The organism is Streptomyces sp. 5K101 (assembly GCF_046506645.1).
In the GTDB taxonomy this organism is placed as follows: domain Bacteria; phylum Actinomycetota; class Actinomycetes; order Streptomycetales; family Streptomycetaceae; genus Streptomyces.
This window is the reverse complement of record NZ_JBKFFO010000008.1, coordinates 57,607-73,189: the sequence shown is the minus strand read 5'-3', so window position 1 is coordinate 73,189 and position 15,583 is coordinate 57,607. Positions and strand designations below refer to the sequence as shown.

13 protein-coding genes are annotated in these 15,583 nt (G+C 71.0%); 1 reads left to right on the top strand and 12 read right to left on the bottom strand.

Translation table 11 applies throughout. From position 1 onward, the window contains the following. Nucleotides 1-156: 156 nt before the first annotated feature. The 6 genes from ACLB9X_RS17230 to ACLB9X_RS17205 form a co-directional block, all read right to left on the bottom strand. Complete coding sequence (locus ACLB9X_RS17230) at nt 157-1,806, bottom strand: beta-N-acetylhexosaminidase (protein WP_410361250.1); 1,650 nt, start codon at nt 1,804-1,806, stop codon at nt 157-159. A 4-nt stretch (nt 1,807-1,810) separates the two neighbouring features. Then, nucleotides 1,811-2,662: a carbohydrate ABC transporter permease gene (locus ACLB9X_RS17225; RefSeq protein ID WP_410361249.1), complete on the bottom strand. Its 852-nt coding sequence runs from the start codon at nt 2,660-2,662 to the stop codon at nt 1,811-1,813. Continuing rightward, a complete protein-coding gene (locus ACLB9X_RS17220; protein ID WP_410361462.1) occupies nt 2,659-3,645 on the bottom strand; it encodes a carbohydrate ABC transporter permease in 987 nt (328 codons plus the stop codon). Before ACLB9X_RS17220 ends, ACLB9X_RS17225 begins: the two co-directional genes overlap by 4 nt. 113 nt (nt 3,646-3,758) lie before the next feature. Next, entirely contained in the window at nt 3,759-5,057 is a 1,299-nt protein-coding gene (locus tag ACLB9X_RS17215) for an extracellular solute-binding protein (RefSeq protein ID WP_410361248.1), read from the bottom strand. Nucleotides 5,058-5,292: 235 nt separating this feature from the next. Continuing rightward, nucleotides 5,293-5,580 carry a DUF3039 domain-containing protein gene (locus ACLB9X_RS17210; RefSeq protein ID WP_307715239.1) on the bottom strand — a complete coding sequence of 96 codons (288 nt, stop codon included), beginning with the start codon at nt 5,578-5,580 and terminating at the stop codon, nt 5,293-5,295. A gap of 63 nt (nt 5,581-5,643) precedes the next feature. Continuing rightward, the gene (locus tag ACLB9X_RS17205) at nt 5,644-6,204 is read right to left on the bottom strand and encodes a YqgE/AlgH family protein (RefSeq protein ID WP_410361247.1); all 561 of its coding nucleotides are present in this window, start codon (nt 6,202-6,204) and stop codon (nt 5,644-5,646) included. 274 nt (nt 6,205-6,478) lie between these two features. Here ACLB9X_RS17205 and murA point away from each other — a divergent pair, with 274 nt between their 5' ends. Further along, a complete protein-coding gene (gene murA / locus ACLB9X_RS17200) occupies nt 6,479-7,819 on the top strand; it encodes a UDP-N-acetylglucosamine 1-carboxyvinyltransferase (protein ID WP_410361246.1) in 1,341 nt (446 codons plus the stop codon). 447 nt (nt 7,820-8,266) lie between these two features. Here murA and ACLB9X_RS17195 read toward each other — a convergent pair whose 3' ends face one another. From ACLB9X_RS17195 to ACLB9X_RS17170, 6 genes are all read right to left on the bottom strand, one after another. Beyond that, complete coding sequence (locus tag ACLB9X_RS17195; RefSeq protein ID WP_004571953.1) at nt 8,267-8,548, bottom strand: HU family DNA-binding protein; 282 nt, start codon at nt 8,546-8,548, stop codon at nt 8,267-8,269. A 351-nt stretch (nt 8,549-8,899) separates the two neighbouring features. Further along, complete coding sequence (locus ACLB9X_RS17190) at nt 8,900-10,330, bottom strand: NAD-dependent malic enzyme (RefSeq protein ID WP_410361245.1); 1,431 nt, start codon at nt 10,328-10,330, stop codon at nt 8,900-8,902. A gap of 452 nt (nt 10,331-10,782) precedes the next feature. Continuing rightward, entirely contained in the window at nt 10,783-13,104 is a 2,322-nt protein-coding gene (locus tag ACLB9X_RS17185) for a HelD family protein (RefSeq protein WP_410361244.1), read from the bottom strand. A 117-nt stretch (nt 13,105-13,221) separates the two neighbouring features. Next, a complete protein-coding gene (locus ACLB9X_RS17180; protein WP_410361243.1) occupies nt 13,222-14,043 on the bottom strand; it encodes an anti-sigma factor family protein in 822 nt (273 codons plus the stop codon). Continuing rightward, nucleotides 14,040-14,660, bottom strand: a complete 621-nt coding sequence (locus tag ACLB9X_RS17175) for a sigma-70 family RNA polymerase sigma factor (protein WP_410361242.1) — start codon at nt 14,658-14,660, stop codon at nt 14,040-14,042. The genes ACLB9X_RS17180 and ACLB9X_RS17175 overlap by 4 nt, the downstream gene beginning before the upstream one ends. Before the next feature lie 99 nt (nt 14,661-14,759). Continuing rightward, the gene (locus ACLB9X_RS17170; protein WP_410361241.1) at nt 14,760-15,356 is read right to left on the bottom strand and encodes a CGNR zinc finger domain-containing protein; all 597 of its coding nucleotides are present in this window, start codon (nt 15,354-15,356) and stop codon (nt 14,760-14,762) included. Nucleotides 15,357-15,583 lie beyond the last annotated feature (227 nt).

The window sequence follows — 15,583 nt, the reverse complement described above, 5'->3', positions numbered from 1 at the left end:
AGGTGGCAACTCTGGCACATCTTCCGAGCCGACCTGCGCGAGGGTCCGCGAAGGGCCCGTCCGACCCGTAAGTCCGGTTCCGTACGCGATAGTCCGGATTCACTCCCCGTCGTCCTGCGACGACGTGCGCGGTCCGGGCGGAAGCCGGGGCGCGGCTCACACGTTCGGGGGCGCGCCCTCGATCGGGCGTCCGAGGATCCCTGGGCGGCGCTGCCAGGGCCGCGGGCCGCCGGGCGGACGGTAGTCGACGCCGAGCGCGTCGAGGCGGGCGTAGTGGGTCTCCATGCGTCGTTCGAAATCGGCGAAGTCCCGTTCGGCGGGGGCGGGCAGGGCGGACCAGGCGACCTCGGCGAAGGCGGCGAGACGCGGGAAGACCTGGTAGTCGACGCGGGAGCGGTCCTGCATGACCTCGGTCCAGACGTTGGCCTGGGTGCCGAGCACATGGGCGGCGGCCTCGGGGGAGAGCGAGGGCGGCAGGGGCTCGAACCGGTAGACGTCCTCCAGGGTCCGCACGTAGCCGATGGGCATCGGCTCGTCGTCGCCGGCGGCCTGCCGGTGGTCCAGATACACCTGCTGCTGGGGGCACATGACGACGTCGTGACCGGCCTCGGCGGCGGCGATGCCCCCCTGGTAGCCACGCCACGAGGAGACCGCGGCACCCGGCGCCAGGCCCCCTTCGAGGATCTCGTCCCAGCCGATGAGGCGGCGGCCGCGGTCGGCGAGCCAGCGTTCGAAGTGCCGGACGAACCAGGACTGGAGCTCGTCCTCGTCCGCGAGCCCGAGCTCCTTGATGCGCGCCTGGGCGGCCGGTGAGGCCTTCCACTGGTCCTTGGGGCACTCGTCGCCGCCGATGTGGACGAAGACGGAGGGGAAGAGGCCGAGGACCTCCTCCAGGACGCCCTCGTAGAAGCGCAGAGTGGTGTCGCCGGGGGCGAGGACATTGGGGCTGATGCCCCAGTTGTCCCACACCGTCAGGGAGGCGGTGTCGACGACGTCGGTGTTGCCGAGCTCCGGATAGGCGGCGATGGCCGCCTGCGAGTGCCCGGGGATGTCGATCTCGGGGACGACGGTGATGTGCCGCTCGGCGGCGTAGGCGACGATCTCGCGGATGTCGTCGTGCGTGTAGTGGCCGCCGTGCGGTTTCTCGTCCCAGAGGCCGGACGCCCGGTGCCCCCATTTCGTCCGCGTACGCCAGGCGCCGACCTCGGCGAGCTTCGGATACCGCTCGATCTCGATGCGCCAGCCCTGGTCGTCGGTGAGGTGGAAGTGGAAGACGTTGAGCTTGTGGGCGGCGAGCAGGTCGAGTTGGCGCAGGATGTCGTCCTTGGGCAGGAAGTGCCGCGAGACGTCCAGCATCATGCCGCGCCAGGAGAAGCGGGGGCCGTCCTCGACCGTGACCAGGGGCAGCGTCCAGTCCCGGCCGTGCGCGACGGGCGCCCTGCGGTGCGCGTCCGGCCCGAGCAGCTGCCGTAGCGTCTGGACCCCCCAGAACACCCCGGCCGCGCTGCCGCCCTCGACGAGAACGGCGACGTCCTCGGCGGAGCGGTCGGTGGAGAGGCGGTAACCCTCCGGGCCGTACGCCCGCTCCACCTCGGCGCTCACGCGCAGCAGGATGCTGTGCGGGCCCGAGCCGTCGGCCAGCGGCAGTCCGGTGGCCGGCCCGAGCGCCGTGCGCAGCCCGCGGGCGACGCCTTCGGTGCCCGGCCGGGCGTCGACGGTGGTCCGCTCGTCCAGCGAGAGGTGACCGGGGCCGTCGGCCCGGCACTCGGCGACGAGCGGAGCGGGGACCAGGTTCGTGGGAGGCATCGCGTCAGTCCTTCACCGCGCCGCCCAGGCCGGAGACCAGGCGTCGCTGTACGAGTACGAAGAAGACGAGCACCGGCACGGTCATCACGGTGGAGGCGGCCATGATCCCGCCCCAGTCGTTCTCGTCCGGTTTGAAGAAGACCAGCAGCGCCATCGGCAGCGTCGACTGCGACGTGTCGCTGATGATGAACGACTTGGCGAAGAGGAAGTCGTTCCACGTGGAGATGAACGAGAACACGCTCGTCGCCACCAGGCCGGGGAAAACCAGCGGGAAGAGGATCTGCCACAGGAACCGCGTACGGCTCGCGCCGTCGATGTACGCGGCTTCCTCCAGTGCCTCCGGGACGGCCTTGACGAATCCGCGCAGCATCCAGATCGCGAACGGCAGCGAGAAGGCGATGTGCGGCAGGATCAGCGAACCGAGAGTGTTCAGCTGGCCGGCGTCGCGCATCAGGAAGAACAGCGGAATCGTCAGGGCCTCGATCGGCACCATCTGTGCGACGAGGAACATGATGAGCAGGGTCGTACGGAACCGGAATCGGAACCGGGTGACGGCCGTGGCGGCGAGGAACGCGATCAGTGCGGACGCGACGACGACCGTTCCCGCGACGATCAGACTGTTGAGGAAATAACGGCCGAATTCCTGCTGTTCGAAGACCCGGCGGAAGGAGTCCAGCGAGGGGGCGAGCGTCCAGGGACGCGGCTGCGTGGACTGGATCTCACCGGCCGGTTTGAAGGCGGAGAGGACCATCCAGTACAGCGGGAAGGCGACGATCAGCGCGACGACCAGCGCCGTCGCCTCGGCGGCGAGCCGTCCGGGACGCCGGGCCCGCCACGCGCTCGTACCGAGGCTCATGTCTCTTCTCCCTGGCGTCGCAGCAGTCCCAGGTACACGAGGGTGACCGCGAGCAGAATGAGCAGCATGACCACGCCGATCGCCGATCCCAGGCTGTACTGGGAGGACGCGAACGCCTTTTGATAGGCGTACACGTTGAGCACGAGATTCTGTCCGGCGATGCCGCCGCCGTTCGTCATTACGTAGATCTGCGTGAAGACCTTGAAGTCCCAGATGATCGACTGGATGGTCACGACGACGAGGATCGGTCGCAGCATCGGGGCCGTGACGGAACGCCAGATGCGCCACTGGGAAGCGCCGTCCAGCGCGGCCGCCTCCAGCACCTCGGCGGGAATCGCCTTGATGCCCGCGTAGACCGTCACCATCACGAACGGGAACGAGCACCAGACGACCTCGAAGAGGACGAGCGAGAAGGCGCTCCAGCGGCCGTACGTCCAGGAGAAGTCGCCCAGTTCGAGAACGCGGTTGACCGGGCCGTGGTCGGGGTCGAAGAGAAAGACCCAGACGGTGGAGCCGGTGATCGCCGGGGTGGCCCAGGCGCCGAGCGCGGCCAGCATCAGGGCCAGCCGCGGCAGTGCCCGTACGCGGGTGAGCAGGACCGCGAGCGCGCAGCCGACGGCGAGGGTGGCGACGACGCAGGCGGCGGCGAAGAGGACGGTCGCGAGGAGCACCTGCCAGAACTGGGGGTCGGCGAGGAGCGTGCGGTAGTTGCCGAGGCCCTGGAAGGTGGTCGGCTCGCCGCCGCTGACCTGGGCCTGGGTGTACTCGAGGAAGGAGATGAGGCCGAGCTGGTAGATCGGGTAGACGAGCAGGGCGCCGAGGACGGCGAGCGCGGGAGCGAGGTAGATCCACGGGGTCCAGCCCCCGTGCCGCCCCGTCGTCCCCCTGGGACCCCGGCCCCCGCCCGCCGTCCCCTTGCCGCCCCGCCCGTCCCGCGCGCCCGCCCCGGCTACGGCTGCGCCGTCGGGCAGGCCGTCGCCCATGCGGCCCGCGACCGGCGGGCCGGCGTCGAACGACACCCCTGCCGCGTGCGTTGCGCCGTGCGCGGGCCCGGCGGGCTCGGGGCGCGCATGGTTCGTGCGGTGCTTCATCGGTGTCAGCCCGCCGACGCGAACGCCGCGTCCATCTTCCGCGCCGCGTCCCTCGACGCGGCCGCCACGTCCTTCTTGCCGCTGACGATCTCCTGGAACATCGAGGGCAGGACCAGCGAGGCGTCGATGTGCCCCCAGGCCGGGGACGCCGGCACGAACTTGGCTCCCGTGTCGAGCGTCTTGATGAACGGTTCGACGAACGGCTCCTTCTTCGCGGCCTCGGCGCGCACGTCGGTGTACGTCGGCAGGAAGCCCATCGCGTCGAACAGCTTCGCCTGCGTCTCCTTGCCGGCGAACCGCTTCATCAGGTCCACCGCCAGCGTGCGGTGCGAACTGCTCCTGAGGACGCCGATGTTGTTGCCGCCCGCGAAGGCGGGAGCGATCTCGCCCGCCCTGAGCCCCGGCAGCGGCACGACGGCGTACTTGCCCTTGACCGAGCCGGCCTCGACCGCCTGGTGACTGAAGTCGCCGCCGATGGCCATCGCCGCCTTGCCGGAGGCGAACGCGGTGACGGTCGCGTTGCCGTTCATCGAGGCGCACGTGGCGGCAGGACAGTTGTCGTCGCCGAACAGCGACGTGTAGGCCGTGATGCCCTTCCGCGCGGCGGCGCTGTCGATGGCGGACCTGTACGAGCCGCCGCTGCGGGAGGCGAGCTCGCCTCCGTTGGCCCAGATGAAGGGCATGGCGCCATAGGTGTACGCGCCGCCGACCGCGAGCCCGTACAACTCCGGCTTCTGCCGGCGGATCTTCTTGGCGGTGGCGATCAGTTCGTCCTGGGTCCTGGGCGGTTCGAGGCCCAGCTCCTCGAAGACGTCGGTGCGGTAGTAGAGCGCGCGGGCGCCCACGAAGAGGGGCGCGCCGTAGACCTTCCCGCCCACCGTGACGGACTCCCGGGCGGTGGGGTCGGTGTCCTTCGCCTCGTCCCAGGCGCCGAACTCGGCGGTGACGTCCGCGAGTCCGCCGTCCTTGACGTAACCGGCGGTGTCGGTGTTGCCGTACTCGATGACGTCGGGGGCGCTCGCCGGGTCGTTGAAGGCGGCCTTGATGCGCTGGGCGCGGGTCTCGACGGGGATGTACTCGACCTCCACCTCCGCGCCCTCGTGCGCCTTCTCGAAGGCGGCGACCGCGGCGTCGACGACCTGCTCCTTGGGCCCGTTGCCGACCTCCTGGAAGAGCCAGACCCGCAGGGTGCCGCTCTTGGCGTCCTCCTTGGCGCCGGTGTCGGAGGTCTGGGGGGCGCAGGCGGTGAGGCCCGCCAGGGCGAGAGCCGCCACGGGGGCGGCGAGTTTGGCGATGAGCTTCATGCAGGAACCCCCACGCGTCGTGACGTTGCAACATACGCAACGACTGTTTCGTACTGCACAACACGCAGGAGGCTAGAGCGGCCCGCACAGCCCCACAAGAGGTCTCAACCACTCTGTGACCGGCAGCTGCACGGCGTGCAACGCCACGGTGAGGGCGAACACGCGAAACGGCCCCCGGGGCACGCGCAGAGCGCGCCCCGAGGGCCGTCGGAAGAAGCCGTCGAACGGCGGCGGGCTACTTCTTCTTGTCGCCGTCCTTGCCCTTGTCGCCGCCCGAGCCCATCGACTCGTAGATCTCCTTGCACAGCGGGCAGACCGGGTACTTCTTGGGGTCACGCCCCGGCACCCAGACCTTTCCGCACAGCGCGACCACCGGAGTGCCGTCGAGGGCACTCGCCATGATCTTGTCCTTCTGGACGTAATGGGCGAAGCGCTCGTGGTCGCCGTCGCCGTGCGACACCTGTGGCGTCGGCTCTACCAGGGTCCCGGTGCCTGTCCCGCGCTCGGGCTCAAGAGTGCTCATGAGCTCCAAGGGTACCCACGACGACGCCGGTACGGGAGCGAGGACCCGGGCGCGGCGATCCGGTCAGTTGAGGGACGGGTCGTCCGGATACGTCGCGAACATGGCCAGCTCGTTGCGCTGACGGCGCAGCACCGCACGCCACAGCGTCTCCGGCCGCGGCGAGGACACGTCGCCGGGCTCCGACTCCACGACGTACCACGCGCCGTCCCGCAGCTCGGCCTCCAGCTGGCCCGGGCCCCAGCCGGCGTACCCGGCGAAGATCCGCAGCGAGCCGAGCGCCGAGCCGAGCAGCTCGGGCGGCGCCTCCAGGTCGACGAGGCCGATCGCCCCGTACACCCGCCGCCAGCCGAGGGGCCCCTCGTCGCCGGGGATCACCGCGACGCCCAGCGCCGAGTCGAGGGAGACGGGGCCGCCCTGGAACACGACGCCGGGCTCCCCGGCCAGCGCGGCCCAGGGCTCGAGGATGTCGCTCACGTCGACAGGTGTGGGCCTGTTGAGGACGACGCCGAGGGAGCCCTCGTCGTCGTGGTCGAGCAGCAGGACGACCGCGCGGTCGAAGTTCGGGTCCGCGAGGGCAGGTGTGGCGACGAGCAGCCGCCCTGTGAGCGAGGACACCTCGGTCATGCGACACATGATCCCGCATCTCGCCGCTTCGCGGGGGCGGAGCGGCGCGTTGGCTTTGCGGCGCGATGGCGCGCAGGTCGGAGCGCGCTGCGGGGGCGGCGGCACCCGCCGGTGGCACCTGGAGGACCGGTGACCGTGCGCAAGAGGCGGCGGACGGAACGTGTTGTGCCCAATTCATTACGCACAAAGGGGCCCCTCACCCATACATCGAAGGGCCCGGGGCCCCTTACCCTTTTCCCTGGCCCCCGACCGACTACTCCGGAACGCGAGATTCATGACCGGCACAGACGATGTACTCCTTGTCCACGGCGGAACCCCGCTCGAGGGCGAGATCCGCGTCCGCGGCGCGAAGAACCTCGTGCCCAAGGCGATGGTCGCCGCCCTGCTCGGCAGCGAGCCGAGCCGGCTGCGCAATGTGCCCGACATCCGCGATGTGAGAGTCGTCCGCGGACTGCTCCAGCTGCACGGCGTGACGGTCCGTCCCGGCGACGAACCCGGCGAGCTGGTCCTCGACCCCACGCACGTCGAGAGCGCGAACGTCGCCGACATCGATGCCCACGCGGGCTCCTCGCGCATCCCGATCCTGTTCTGCGGCCCGCTGCTGCACCGGCTCGGGCACGCGTTCATCCCGGGTCTGGGCGGCTGTGACATCGGCGGCCGGCCGATCGACTTCCACTTCGACGTCCTGCGCCAGTTCGGTGCCACGATCGAGAAGCGCGCGGACGGCCAGTACCTGGAGGCCCCGCAGCGCCTGCGCGGCACCAAGATCCGTCTGCCGTACCCGTCGGTCGGCTCCACCGAGCAGGTGCTGCTGACGGCGGTGCTCGCGGAGGGCGTCACGGAGCTGACCAACGCGGCGGTCGAGCCGGAGATCGAGGACCTGATCTGCGTCCTGCAGAAAATGGGCGCGATCATCTCCATGGACACGGACCGGACGATCCGGATCACCGGTGTCGACAAGCTCGGCGGCTACACCCACCGCGCGATCCCGGACCGCCTCGAGGCCGCGTCCTGGGCGTCGGCTGCGCTGGCCACCGAGGGCAACATCTACGTGCGCGGCGCTCAGCAGCGCTCGATGATGACGTTCCTGAACACGTACCGGAAGGTCGGCGGCGCCTTCGAGATCGACGACGAGGGCATCCGCTTCTGGCACCCGGGCGGTCAGCTGAAGTCCATCGCGCTGGAGACGGACGTCCACCCCGGCTTCCAGACGGACTGGCAGCAGCCGCTGGTCGTGGCCCTGACGCAGGCGACGGGCCTGTCGATCGTGCACGAGACGGTGTACGAGTCCCGGCTCGGCTTCACGTCCGCGCTGAACCAGATGGGCGCGCACATCCAGCTGTACCGGGAGTGCCTGGGCGGCTCCGACTGCCGCTTCGGCCAGCGCAACTTCCTCCACTCGGCGGTCGTCTCGGGCCCGACGAAGCTCCAGGGCGCGGACCTGGTCATCCCGGACCTGCGCGGCGGCTTCTCGTACCTGATCGCGGCGCTGGCGGCGCAGGGGACGAGCCGGGTGCACGGCATCGACCTGATCAACCGCGGCTACGAGAACTTCATGGAGAAGCTGGAGAAGCTCGGGGCGAAGGTCGAACTCCCCGGCGGCCCGATCGTCTGACACCCCCTCACCCCACCGGCCCCCGCGGATCCTCCGCGGGGGCCGTTTCGTGTGTGGGGCGTTTCGTGTGCGGGGCTCCGCTGCGCGGGCTGTTCCCCACCCGGCCCTGCCCTACGGTGCCTGCCGGCCGCGCCCCTGCCCCGGGGTGGCCCCCGGGCCCCGGCACCGCGCTCCGCGCGACGTCCTCAATCTCCGCCTACGGCGTGCTGATTTCGCCAGCGAAATCCAGCCCCACCGGCGATCGAGGCGCAGGGCTCGGAGCAGAGCCCCAACAAGCACGCCGCACACAGGCACCGGGCCCCGGAAGCGAAAACCAGCCCCGCCGGCGACTGAGGCGCGGGGCTCGGAGCAGCGCCCCGGCGAGCGCAGCGTGCACAGGCACGCGCACCCAGGCGTGCGGAAGGGCGGGCACCCGTAGCGGTGCCCGCCCTTCCGGCGCTTCAGGACTTACTTGCCCTTGGCGGCTTCCTTGAGCTTCGAGCCCGCGGAGACCTTCACGCTGTAGCCGGCCGGGATCTGGATCGGGTCGCCGGTCTGCGGGTTACGAGCGGTGCGAGCGGCACGGTGGGTGCGCTCGAAGGTCAGGAAGCCGGGGATGGTGACCTTCTCGTCGCCCTTGGCGACGACCTCGCCGACGGTCTCGGCGAGAGCGGCCAGAACGGCGTCGGCGTCCTTGCGGGTCACCTCGGCGCGGTCGGCCAGCGCGGCCACCAGCTCACTGCGGTTCATTTCGTTACTCCCGTGTTCTTCTTGCCTGTGAGGCGTGGATCGAAGCCGATGCTGCCAGGGCCCTCGGACAGTCCCCGGACCCGGGTCTGCTGTCAGACCCCTCCGCGCCCGCGGGGGTCCCCCCAGGACGCAGGTCCTCGAGGTGCATCCTGCCCCCACCAGCGGCGGGAAAGCCAATCCGGCACCCTCCAGGGTCACACGAAAAGCGTCGGCGCCCCGTCGTGGTGACGTTCCGTCGACTCTCCGGAGACTCATCGGAGCGGCCGACCGCGGCCGGACTGCGGCCACGGGCTCATGGTCCGCCACCCTAGAGGGGGGTTTGGGATGCCGCGACCCGCGACGCGCCGTATGTCAGGCGGACGTGGGGCCCGTCACAGCCGCTGCCGACCTGGCCGCCTCGCGGACGGCGCCCGCGACGGCGCCGGCGACCTTGTCGTTGAAGACGGACGGGATGATGTAGTTCGGGTTGAGCTCGTCCTCGGTGACGACGTCCGCGAGCGCGGCCGCGGCCGCGAGCATCATCTCCGTGTTGACGGTCCGGGACTGGGCGTCCAGCAGACCGCGGAACACACCCGGGAACACCAGCACGTTGTTGATCTGGTTGGGGAAGTCCGAACGGCCCGTCGCCACAACTGCCGCCGTCTGACGGGCGATTGCCGGGTCGACCTCGGGGTCCGGGTTCGCGAGCGCGAAGACGATGGCACCGTCCGCCATGGCCGCGACATCCTCCGCACCCAGCAGGTTCGGAGCCGAGACGCCGATGAACACATCGGCCCCGACGACCGCCTCCTGGAGCGTGCCCGTGACGCCCTCGGGGTTGGTGTTGTCCGCGATCCAGCGCAGCGGGGAGTCGGCCGCCGCGCCCACCAGGTCCTCACGGCCCGCGTGCACGACACCCTGGATGTCGGCCACCACCGCGTGCTTGACGCCCGCCGCGAGCAGCAGTTTCAGGATGGCCGTGCCGGCCGCGCCCGCACCGGACATCACGACCCGCACGTCGCCGACCGACTTGTCCACCACGCGCAGCGCGTTGGTCAGGGCGGCCAGGACGACGATGGCGGTGCCGTGCTGGTCGTCGTGGAAGACGGGGATGTCCAGGGCCTCGCGCAGCCGGGCCTCGATCTCGAAGCAGCGGGGCGCGGAGATGTCCTCCAGGTTGATGCCGGCGAAGCCGGGGGCGATCGCCTTGACGATCTCCACGATCGCGTCGGTGTCCTGGGTGTCCAGGCAGATCGGCCAGGCGTCGATGCCGGCGAACCGCTTGAACAGGGCCGCCTTGCCCTCCATCACCGGCAGCGCGGCCTTGGGGCCGATGTTGCCCAGACCCAGCACGGCCGAGCCGTCCGTCACCACTGCAACGGAGTTGCGCTTGATGGTCAGGCGGCGGGCGTCCTCCGGGTTCTCCGCGATCGCCATGCACACACGGGCCACACCCGGCGTGTAGACCATGGACAGGTCGTCGCGGTTGCGGATGGGGTGCTTGGACGCCATCTCGATCTTGCCGCCGAGGTGCATCAGGAACGTACGGTCGGACACCTTGCCGAGGACGACGCCCTCGATCTTGCGCAGCTCCTCGACGATCTCGTCGGCGTGCGCGGTGGAGGTCGCGGCGATCGTCACGTCGATCCGCAGCTTCTCGTGACCGGAAGCGGTCACGTCCAGACCGGTCACCGAACCGCCGTTGGACTCCACAGCCGTGGTGAGCTGGGAGACCGCGGTTCCGCTCGCGGGCACCTCCAGCCGGACCGTCATCGAGTACGAGACGCTGGGCGCCGTTGCCATGACCGGGTTCCTCTGCTTTCCCTAGCTTCGTTTCTGCGCGATGTCAGGGGCCGAGGCCCGGCAGCGCCTAACGATGGTGACACCTACCTGTCGGTAGCAGGTAATGCGGTCATTTTGTTTTCGGAAAGTTTCTTCCACCATACGAGAAGTTACCGGGAAACAGAAGAGGCCCGGAGCACCGATACGGTGCTCCGGGCCTCTTCCGGTCGTTCAAGTGGCACCGACCCGCCATGCTCGCCTCGCGGCAAGTGGTCGCTCGTAGCGACGAAGGTTGGGCCCGGGGGCTTGGATCGAGCCGGTGCCACAACCAGGCTAACGCACCACCCGGGCAAGTGATTCCCCTGCCGAGTGTTGACTTGCCGTCAGTCACCCGCGGGCCACCCTGTCAGTCGCCCGCGGGCCATGCCATCAGCGCCACGGGCCACATCGTCAGCCGCCCGCGGACCGCGCCGTCAGTCGCGCAACAGGTCGGGCACGCCCTGTGCGTCGGGCTGGTCACGACGCTGCGAGACGACCGTGAGCTGCTGCGTCGCGCGGGTCAGCGCCACGTACAGCACCCGCAGACCGGCCGGCGATTCGTCCGCGATCTCGGCGGGCGCGACGACCACCGTCGCGTCGTACTCCAGTCCCTTCGCCTCCAGCGAACCGAGGGCCACCACGCGCTCGCCGAGGCCGGCGAACCAGCGGGCCGCCTCCTCGCGGCGGTTCATGGCGACGACGACGCCCACGGTGCCCTCCACCCGGGCCAGCAGCCGCTCGGCCTCGGCCCGCACCACCCCGGCCAGGTCGCCGTCCGGGACGACGGCGAACCGCGGCTCGACGCCGGTCGAGCGGACCGCCGAGGGCGCCTGCATGCCGGGCATCGCCAGGGCGAGCACCCTGGCGGCCAGCTCGGCGATCTCGGCCGGGTTGCGGTAGTTCACGGTCAGCTCGAAACGGCGCCGCGGACGGGTGCCCAGCGCCTCGTCGCGCGCCTCGGCCGCCTCGTCCGGGGACGACCAGGACGACTGGGCCGGGTCGCCGACGACCGTCCAGGTGGCGTGCCTGCCGCGGCGGCCGACCATGCGCCACTGCATGGGCGTGAGGTCCTGCGCCTCGTCGACGATCACGTGCGCGTACTCGGTCCGCTCGGCCGCGAGCCGCTCCGCGCGTTCGCGCTGCGACTCCTCGCGCTGCGGCATCAGCTCCTCGAGACCGGTGAGCTGGTCCAGCGGGTCGAGCTCGCGCTTCCGGCGCGGCCGCGCGGGCGTGCCGAGCAGGGTGCCCAGCTCGTCCAGGAGCGCCACGTCGTGCACGGACAGGGCGTCGCGGCGCAGCGAGCGGGCGAGCCTGCGCACCTCCCCCGGGTTCAGCACCCGGCGCGACCAGCGGCCGAGCCGCTTCTCGTCCGCCATCGCCGACAGGACGCCGCGCGGCGTCAGCTCGGGCCACCAGGCGTCCAGGAACGCGACGAAGCTGTCCTCGCCGCTGACGTCCTCGTCGAAGGACGCGCGCAGCTCGGCGGCGAGCTCGGGGTCCGTGTGCCGTCCGACGGCGCCGGACTTGGCGTACAGGGCGTCCAGGAGCAGCCGGCGGGCGCGGGGGCGCAGCAGATTGACGGGGGTGGTGCCGCCCAGCGCGTTGGTGCGGATGCCCTGGAGCTCGTCCGCCTCCAGCTCCAGCCGCCGCCCGAAGGCGACGACCCGCAGTCGTGTGGGTCCCTCCCCCATGTCGAGGGCGCCCCTGGCGGCCTTGCGCAGCACCTTGAGCATCCGGGACGAGCCCTTGACGCGGGCCACGGCCGGCTCGTCGTACGCCGTCGCCTCGGCGCCCTCCACGAGTGAGCCGACCGCGCGGATCGCGACCTGCCCCTCCTCGCCGAGCGAGGGCAGCACGCCCTCGGTGTAGGCCACCAGGAGCGGCGTCGGGGAGACGATCAGGATGCCGCCCGCGTAGCGCCTGCGGTCCTGGTAGAGCAGGTACGCGGCCCGGTGCAGGGCCACCGCCGTCTTGCCCGTGCCCGGACCGCCCTCGACGTAGGTCACGGAGGCCGCGGGTGCGCGGATGACGAGGTCCTGCTCCGCCTGGATGGAGGCGACGATGTCCCGCATGGTGTGGCTGCGGGCCTGCCCCAGGGCCGCCATCAGCGCGCCGTCGCCGACGACGGGCAGCTTCTCGCCGCCGAGGGAGGCCGTCAGCTCGGGGCGCATCAGGTCGTCCTCGACGCCGAGGACCTTGCGCCCCTTGGAGCGGATGACGCGCCGGCGCACCACGCGGCCCGGGTCGACGGGCGTGGAGCGGTAGAAGGGCGCGGCGGCCGGGGCGCGCCAGTCGATCACCAGCGGCGCGTAGTCGGAGTCGAGGACACCGATGCGGCCGATGTGCAGGGTCTCGCCGATGTCGGCCGTGTTGTCGGGCCGTACGGCGTCGTCGGCCGGCTCGACGGAGGTGTACGCGCCGTCGGGGCCCTTCTTGCCGTCCTTGCCGTACAGCAGGTCGATACGGCCGAAGAGGAAGTCCTCGAACTCGTTGTTGAGCCGGTTCAGGTGCACACCGGCGCGGAAGACCTGGGCGTCCCGCTCGGCGAGCGCGCCGGGGGTGCCGACCTGCCCCCGCTTGGCGGCGTCGTTCATGAGGAACTCCGCCTCGTGGATCTTCTCCTCGAGACGGCGGTACACCCGGTCCAGGTGGATCTGCTCGACGGCGATCTCCCGGTCCCGCACCGAGTCGGCTGCGGAGCCGATCACGGTGTCGACAACGGAATCAACGGATTCAGCGGCATCCTGCGCGGCCACCGAGGCCCCCTTCTGACGTGCACTGGGCAGCCGTCAACCGTACGCCAAGGGGGGCGGACATTGCACCTGTACCGGCCGCACCCGGGACAGCGGGGTGCCCGCGCGCGGCCGGGCGGGCTACGCGTCGACCTCCACCAGGCGCTGCCCGTCGAAGGTGCGCACCTCGAAGTGGTCGATGTCGTTCCGGTCCATCGCCGCGCCGCCGTGCACGTACAGCGGGTTCTTCGCCGCCTTCTCCGGGCTGTCGGGTATGCCGTACCCCCACTTCGGCACGGCCCAGGACGTCACGACCTCCTCCTCGCCGGTCTTGGAGACAGCGATGAGGTTGCACTTCAGGGGGCCCTTGACGTTCTTCAGCTCCAGGACGGTGTGGGTGCCCCAGCCCTTCTTCTCCATGCCGACCACCGCGCTGACCTTGGTCGTCGCGTCGGTGGCCTGCACCTTCTCCTCCATGTGGTTGAAGAAGGCGTCCTCGGCGGGACTGGTCGGGTGCGGTTCGACGGCCTGGTTGCCGGTGGTGTCGTCGGCCGTGACCACGACCGCGACGGCCGGGCCGCCGATGATCAGCGCCGCCGCGGCCGCGAGGAGGTACATGCCGCGCCGCCGCTTGGCGGCACGGCCCGCGGACACCTCGTTCAGCAGGCTGTCGAGGACCCGGGGGCTCGGGGAGGTGGGCACGACGGGCGCGGGGCGCGGCGGCGGGAAGTCCATGCGGCCCGGCATGCCGGGCAGGCTGTGGACGTTCTGCGGCGGCGGGGCCGGCGCCTCGGCCAGCATCGCCAGCATCGGCTCCATCCCCGAGAACTCCTCGAGGCGGGCGGCGCAGATGTCGCACCCGGCGAGATGTGCCTCGAAGGCGGAGGCGTCCGCCTCGTCGAGCACGCCGAGCACGTACGCGCCGACGGCGTCGTGTACGGACTCCTGTTCGTACCTGGTCATGCCGAGACCCCCCTCTCCTCCAGTGCGAGCTTCATGGAACGGAGCGCGTAGAACACTCGGGACCGCACGGTCCCACTGGGTATGCCGAGCGTCTCGGCCGCCTCATTGACCGTACGCCCCTTGAAATACGTCTCGACAAGGACTTCCCTGTGGGCGGGCGTCAAATCGTCGAGCGCATCCGAGAGCGTCATGAGCCACAACGCCTTGTCGATCTCGTCCTCCGCGGGCATGACCTCCAGCGGCGACGGATCGACCTCCTGCGGCCGGGCCTGCCGGCTGCGGTGACCGTCGATGACGATACGCCGGGCGACCGTCACCAGCCAGGGTCGGACAGAGCCGGTCGCCCGGTTGAGCTGACCGGCGTTCTTCCAGGCACGGATGAGCGTCTCCTGCACGACGTCCTCGGCACGCTGGCGGTCGCCGGCGACGAGACGCAGTACGTAGGCGAGCAACGGTCCCGCATGTTCGCGGTAGAGCGCGCGCATCAACTCCTCGTCCGGCACGGAGGAGTCGATGCGCGGTTTCTGCCCCCCGGGCCCCTCCGGGCCCGGGAGGTTCCCCCTGCGATGGCGGGCCCGTTGCGGACGGTCATCGGCCACGGCGGCATCCTTGCGCACCTGAACCTCCCCGGTCGAGACCCTGTTTCCTGGTCGCCCTCCACTACGGGGGCCGGAAGCGGATCACTCAACGCGCGGAGAAGAAATTTCAAGATCTTTTCAGTGGGCGGCCGCTTTGCGCCGGTGCCGGGCCACGCGCTCGCGGTTGCCGCACACCTCGCTGGAGCACCAGCGCCGCCGCCGGCCGCGGGAGGTGTCCAGGTAGACGCGGGCGCAGCTGTCGCCCTCGCACCGGCGGAGCCGGGAGCGGGCGAGGGGGTCGGTGAGCAGGTCGACGGCGTCCCGGGCGACGGCCGCGAGCAACGCGTCGCGGCCGGGGGCGGTGCTCAGCGCGCGTACGAGCGTGCCGTTCTCGTCCCGTACGGCCCTGATACCGGGCGGCGGCCCCTCGGCGAGGGCGTTCAGCGTCTCCAACGCCGGTCCCGCGGCGCGCCCTTCGAGTGCGGCGGCCACCAACTGGCCGAGGCACTCGCGCAGTTCGACGAAGCCGGTGACCCAGGAGTCGTCGACCGCGACGATGCGGGTGCCGACGGGCACGAGCCCGGCACCCGCCAGCCAGCAGGAGAGCCGTCCCGGCTCGGCGAGCGGTTCGCACCCGGCACCCGCCCGGTCGGCCTGTGGTGCCGTGGCCACGAGATCCAGGCACACCCGCCCGGAGTCGAACCGCCACTCGTACGAGCCCGTGCCCGCCGCCATGTGCCTGTCACCGCCTAGGGATTCACGACCGGCTGTGTCCCCACCAGAGTGCCCGCCCGCCCCTCCCCCCGAAAGCCCGCGTCCCGCCACATCCAGAAGGCGCGGCATTCTGCCAACCGGGAGGCGCCGATTCAGCCCCGCCGCGATGGAGACGACGTCGCCTTCCCGGCCCGCCCACCCGACGACCGGGCAGATCAAGCCCGCTGCGCCCGACGGGCGGGCCAAGT

Bases quoted from the DNA above. Each gene is read 5' to 3' on its own strand.
- ACLB9X_RS17230 (WP_410361250.1), bottom strand. From the start codon at position 1,806: ATGCCTCCCACGAACCTGGTCCCCGCTCCGCTCGTCGCCGAGTGCCGG.
- ACLB9X_RS17225 (WP_410361249.1), bottom strand. From the start codon at position 2,662: ATGAGCCTCGGTACGAGCGCGTGGCGGGCCCGGCGTCCCGGACGGCTC.
- ACLB9X_RS17220 (WP_410361462.1), bottom strand. From the start codon at position 3,645: ATGGGCGACGGCCTGCCCGACGGCGCAGCCGTAGCCGGGGCGGGCGCG.
- ACLB9X_RS17215 (WP_410361248.1), bottom strand. From the start codon at position 5,057: ATGAAGCTCATCGCCAAACTCGCCGCCCCCGTGGCGGCTCTCGCCCTG.
- ACLB9X_RS17210 (WP_307715239.1), bottom strand. From the start codon at position 5,580: ATGAGCACTCTTGAGCCCGAGCGCGGGACAGGCACCGGGACCCTGGTA.
- ACLB9X_RS17205 (WP_410361247.1), bottom strand. From the start codon at position 6,204: ATGACCGAGGTGTCCTCGCTCACAGGGCGGCTGCTCGTCGCCACACCT.
- murA (WP_410361246.1), top strand. From the start codon at position 6,479: ATGACCGGCACAGACGATGTACTCCTTGTCCACGGCGGAACCCCGCTC.
- ACLB9X_RS17195 (WP_004571953.1), bottom strand. From the start codon at position 8,548: ATGAACCGCAGTGAGCTGGTGGCCGCGCTGGCCGACCGCGCCGAGGTG.
- ACLB9X_RS17190 (WP_410361245.1), bottom strand. From the start codon at position 10,330: ATGGCAACGGCGCCCAGCGTCTCGTACTCGATGACGGTCCGGCTGGAG.
- ACLB9X_RS17180 (WP_410361243.1), bottom strand. From the start codon at position 14,043: ATGACCAGGTACGAACAGGAGTCCGTACACGACGCCGTCGGCGCGTAC.
- ACLB9X_RS17170 (WP_410361241.1), bottom strand. From the start codon at position 15,356: ATGGCGGCGGGCACGGGCTCGTACGAGTGGCGGTTCGACTCCGGGCGG.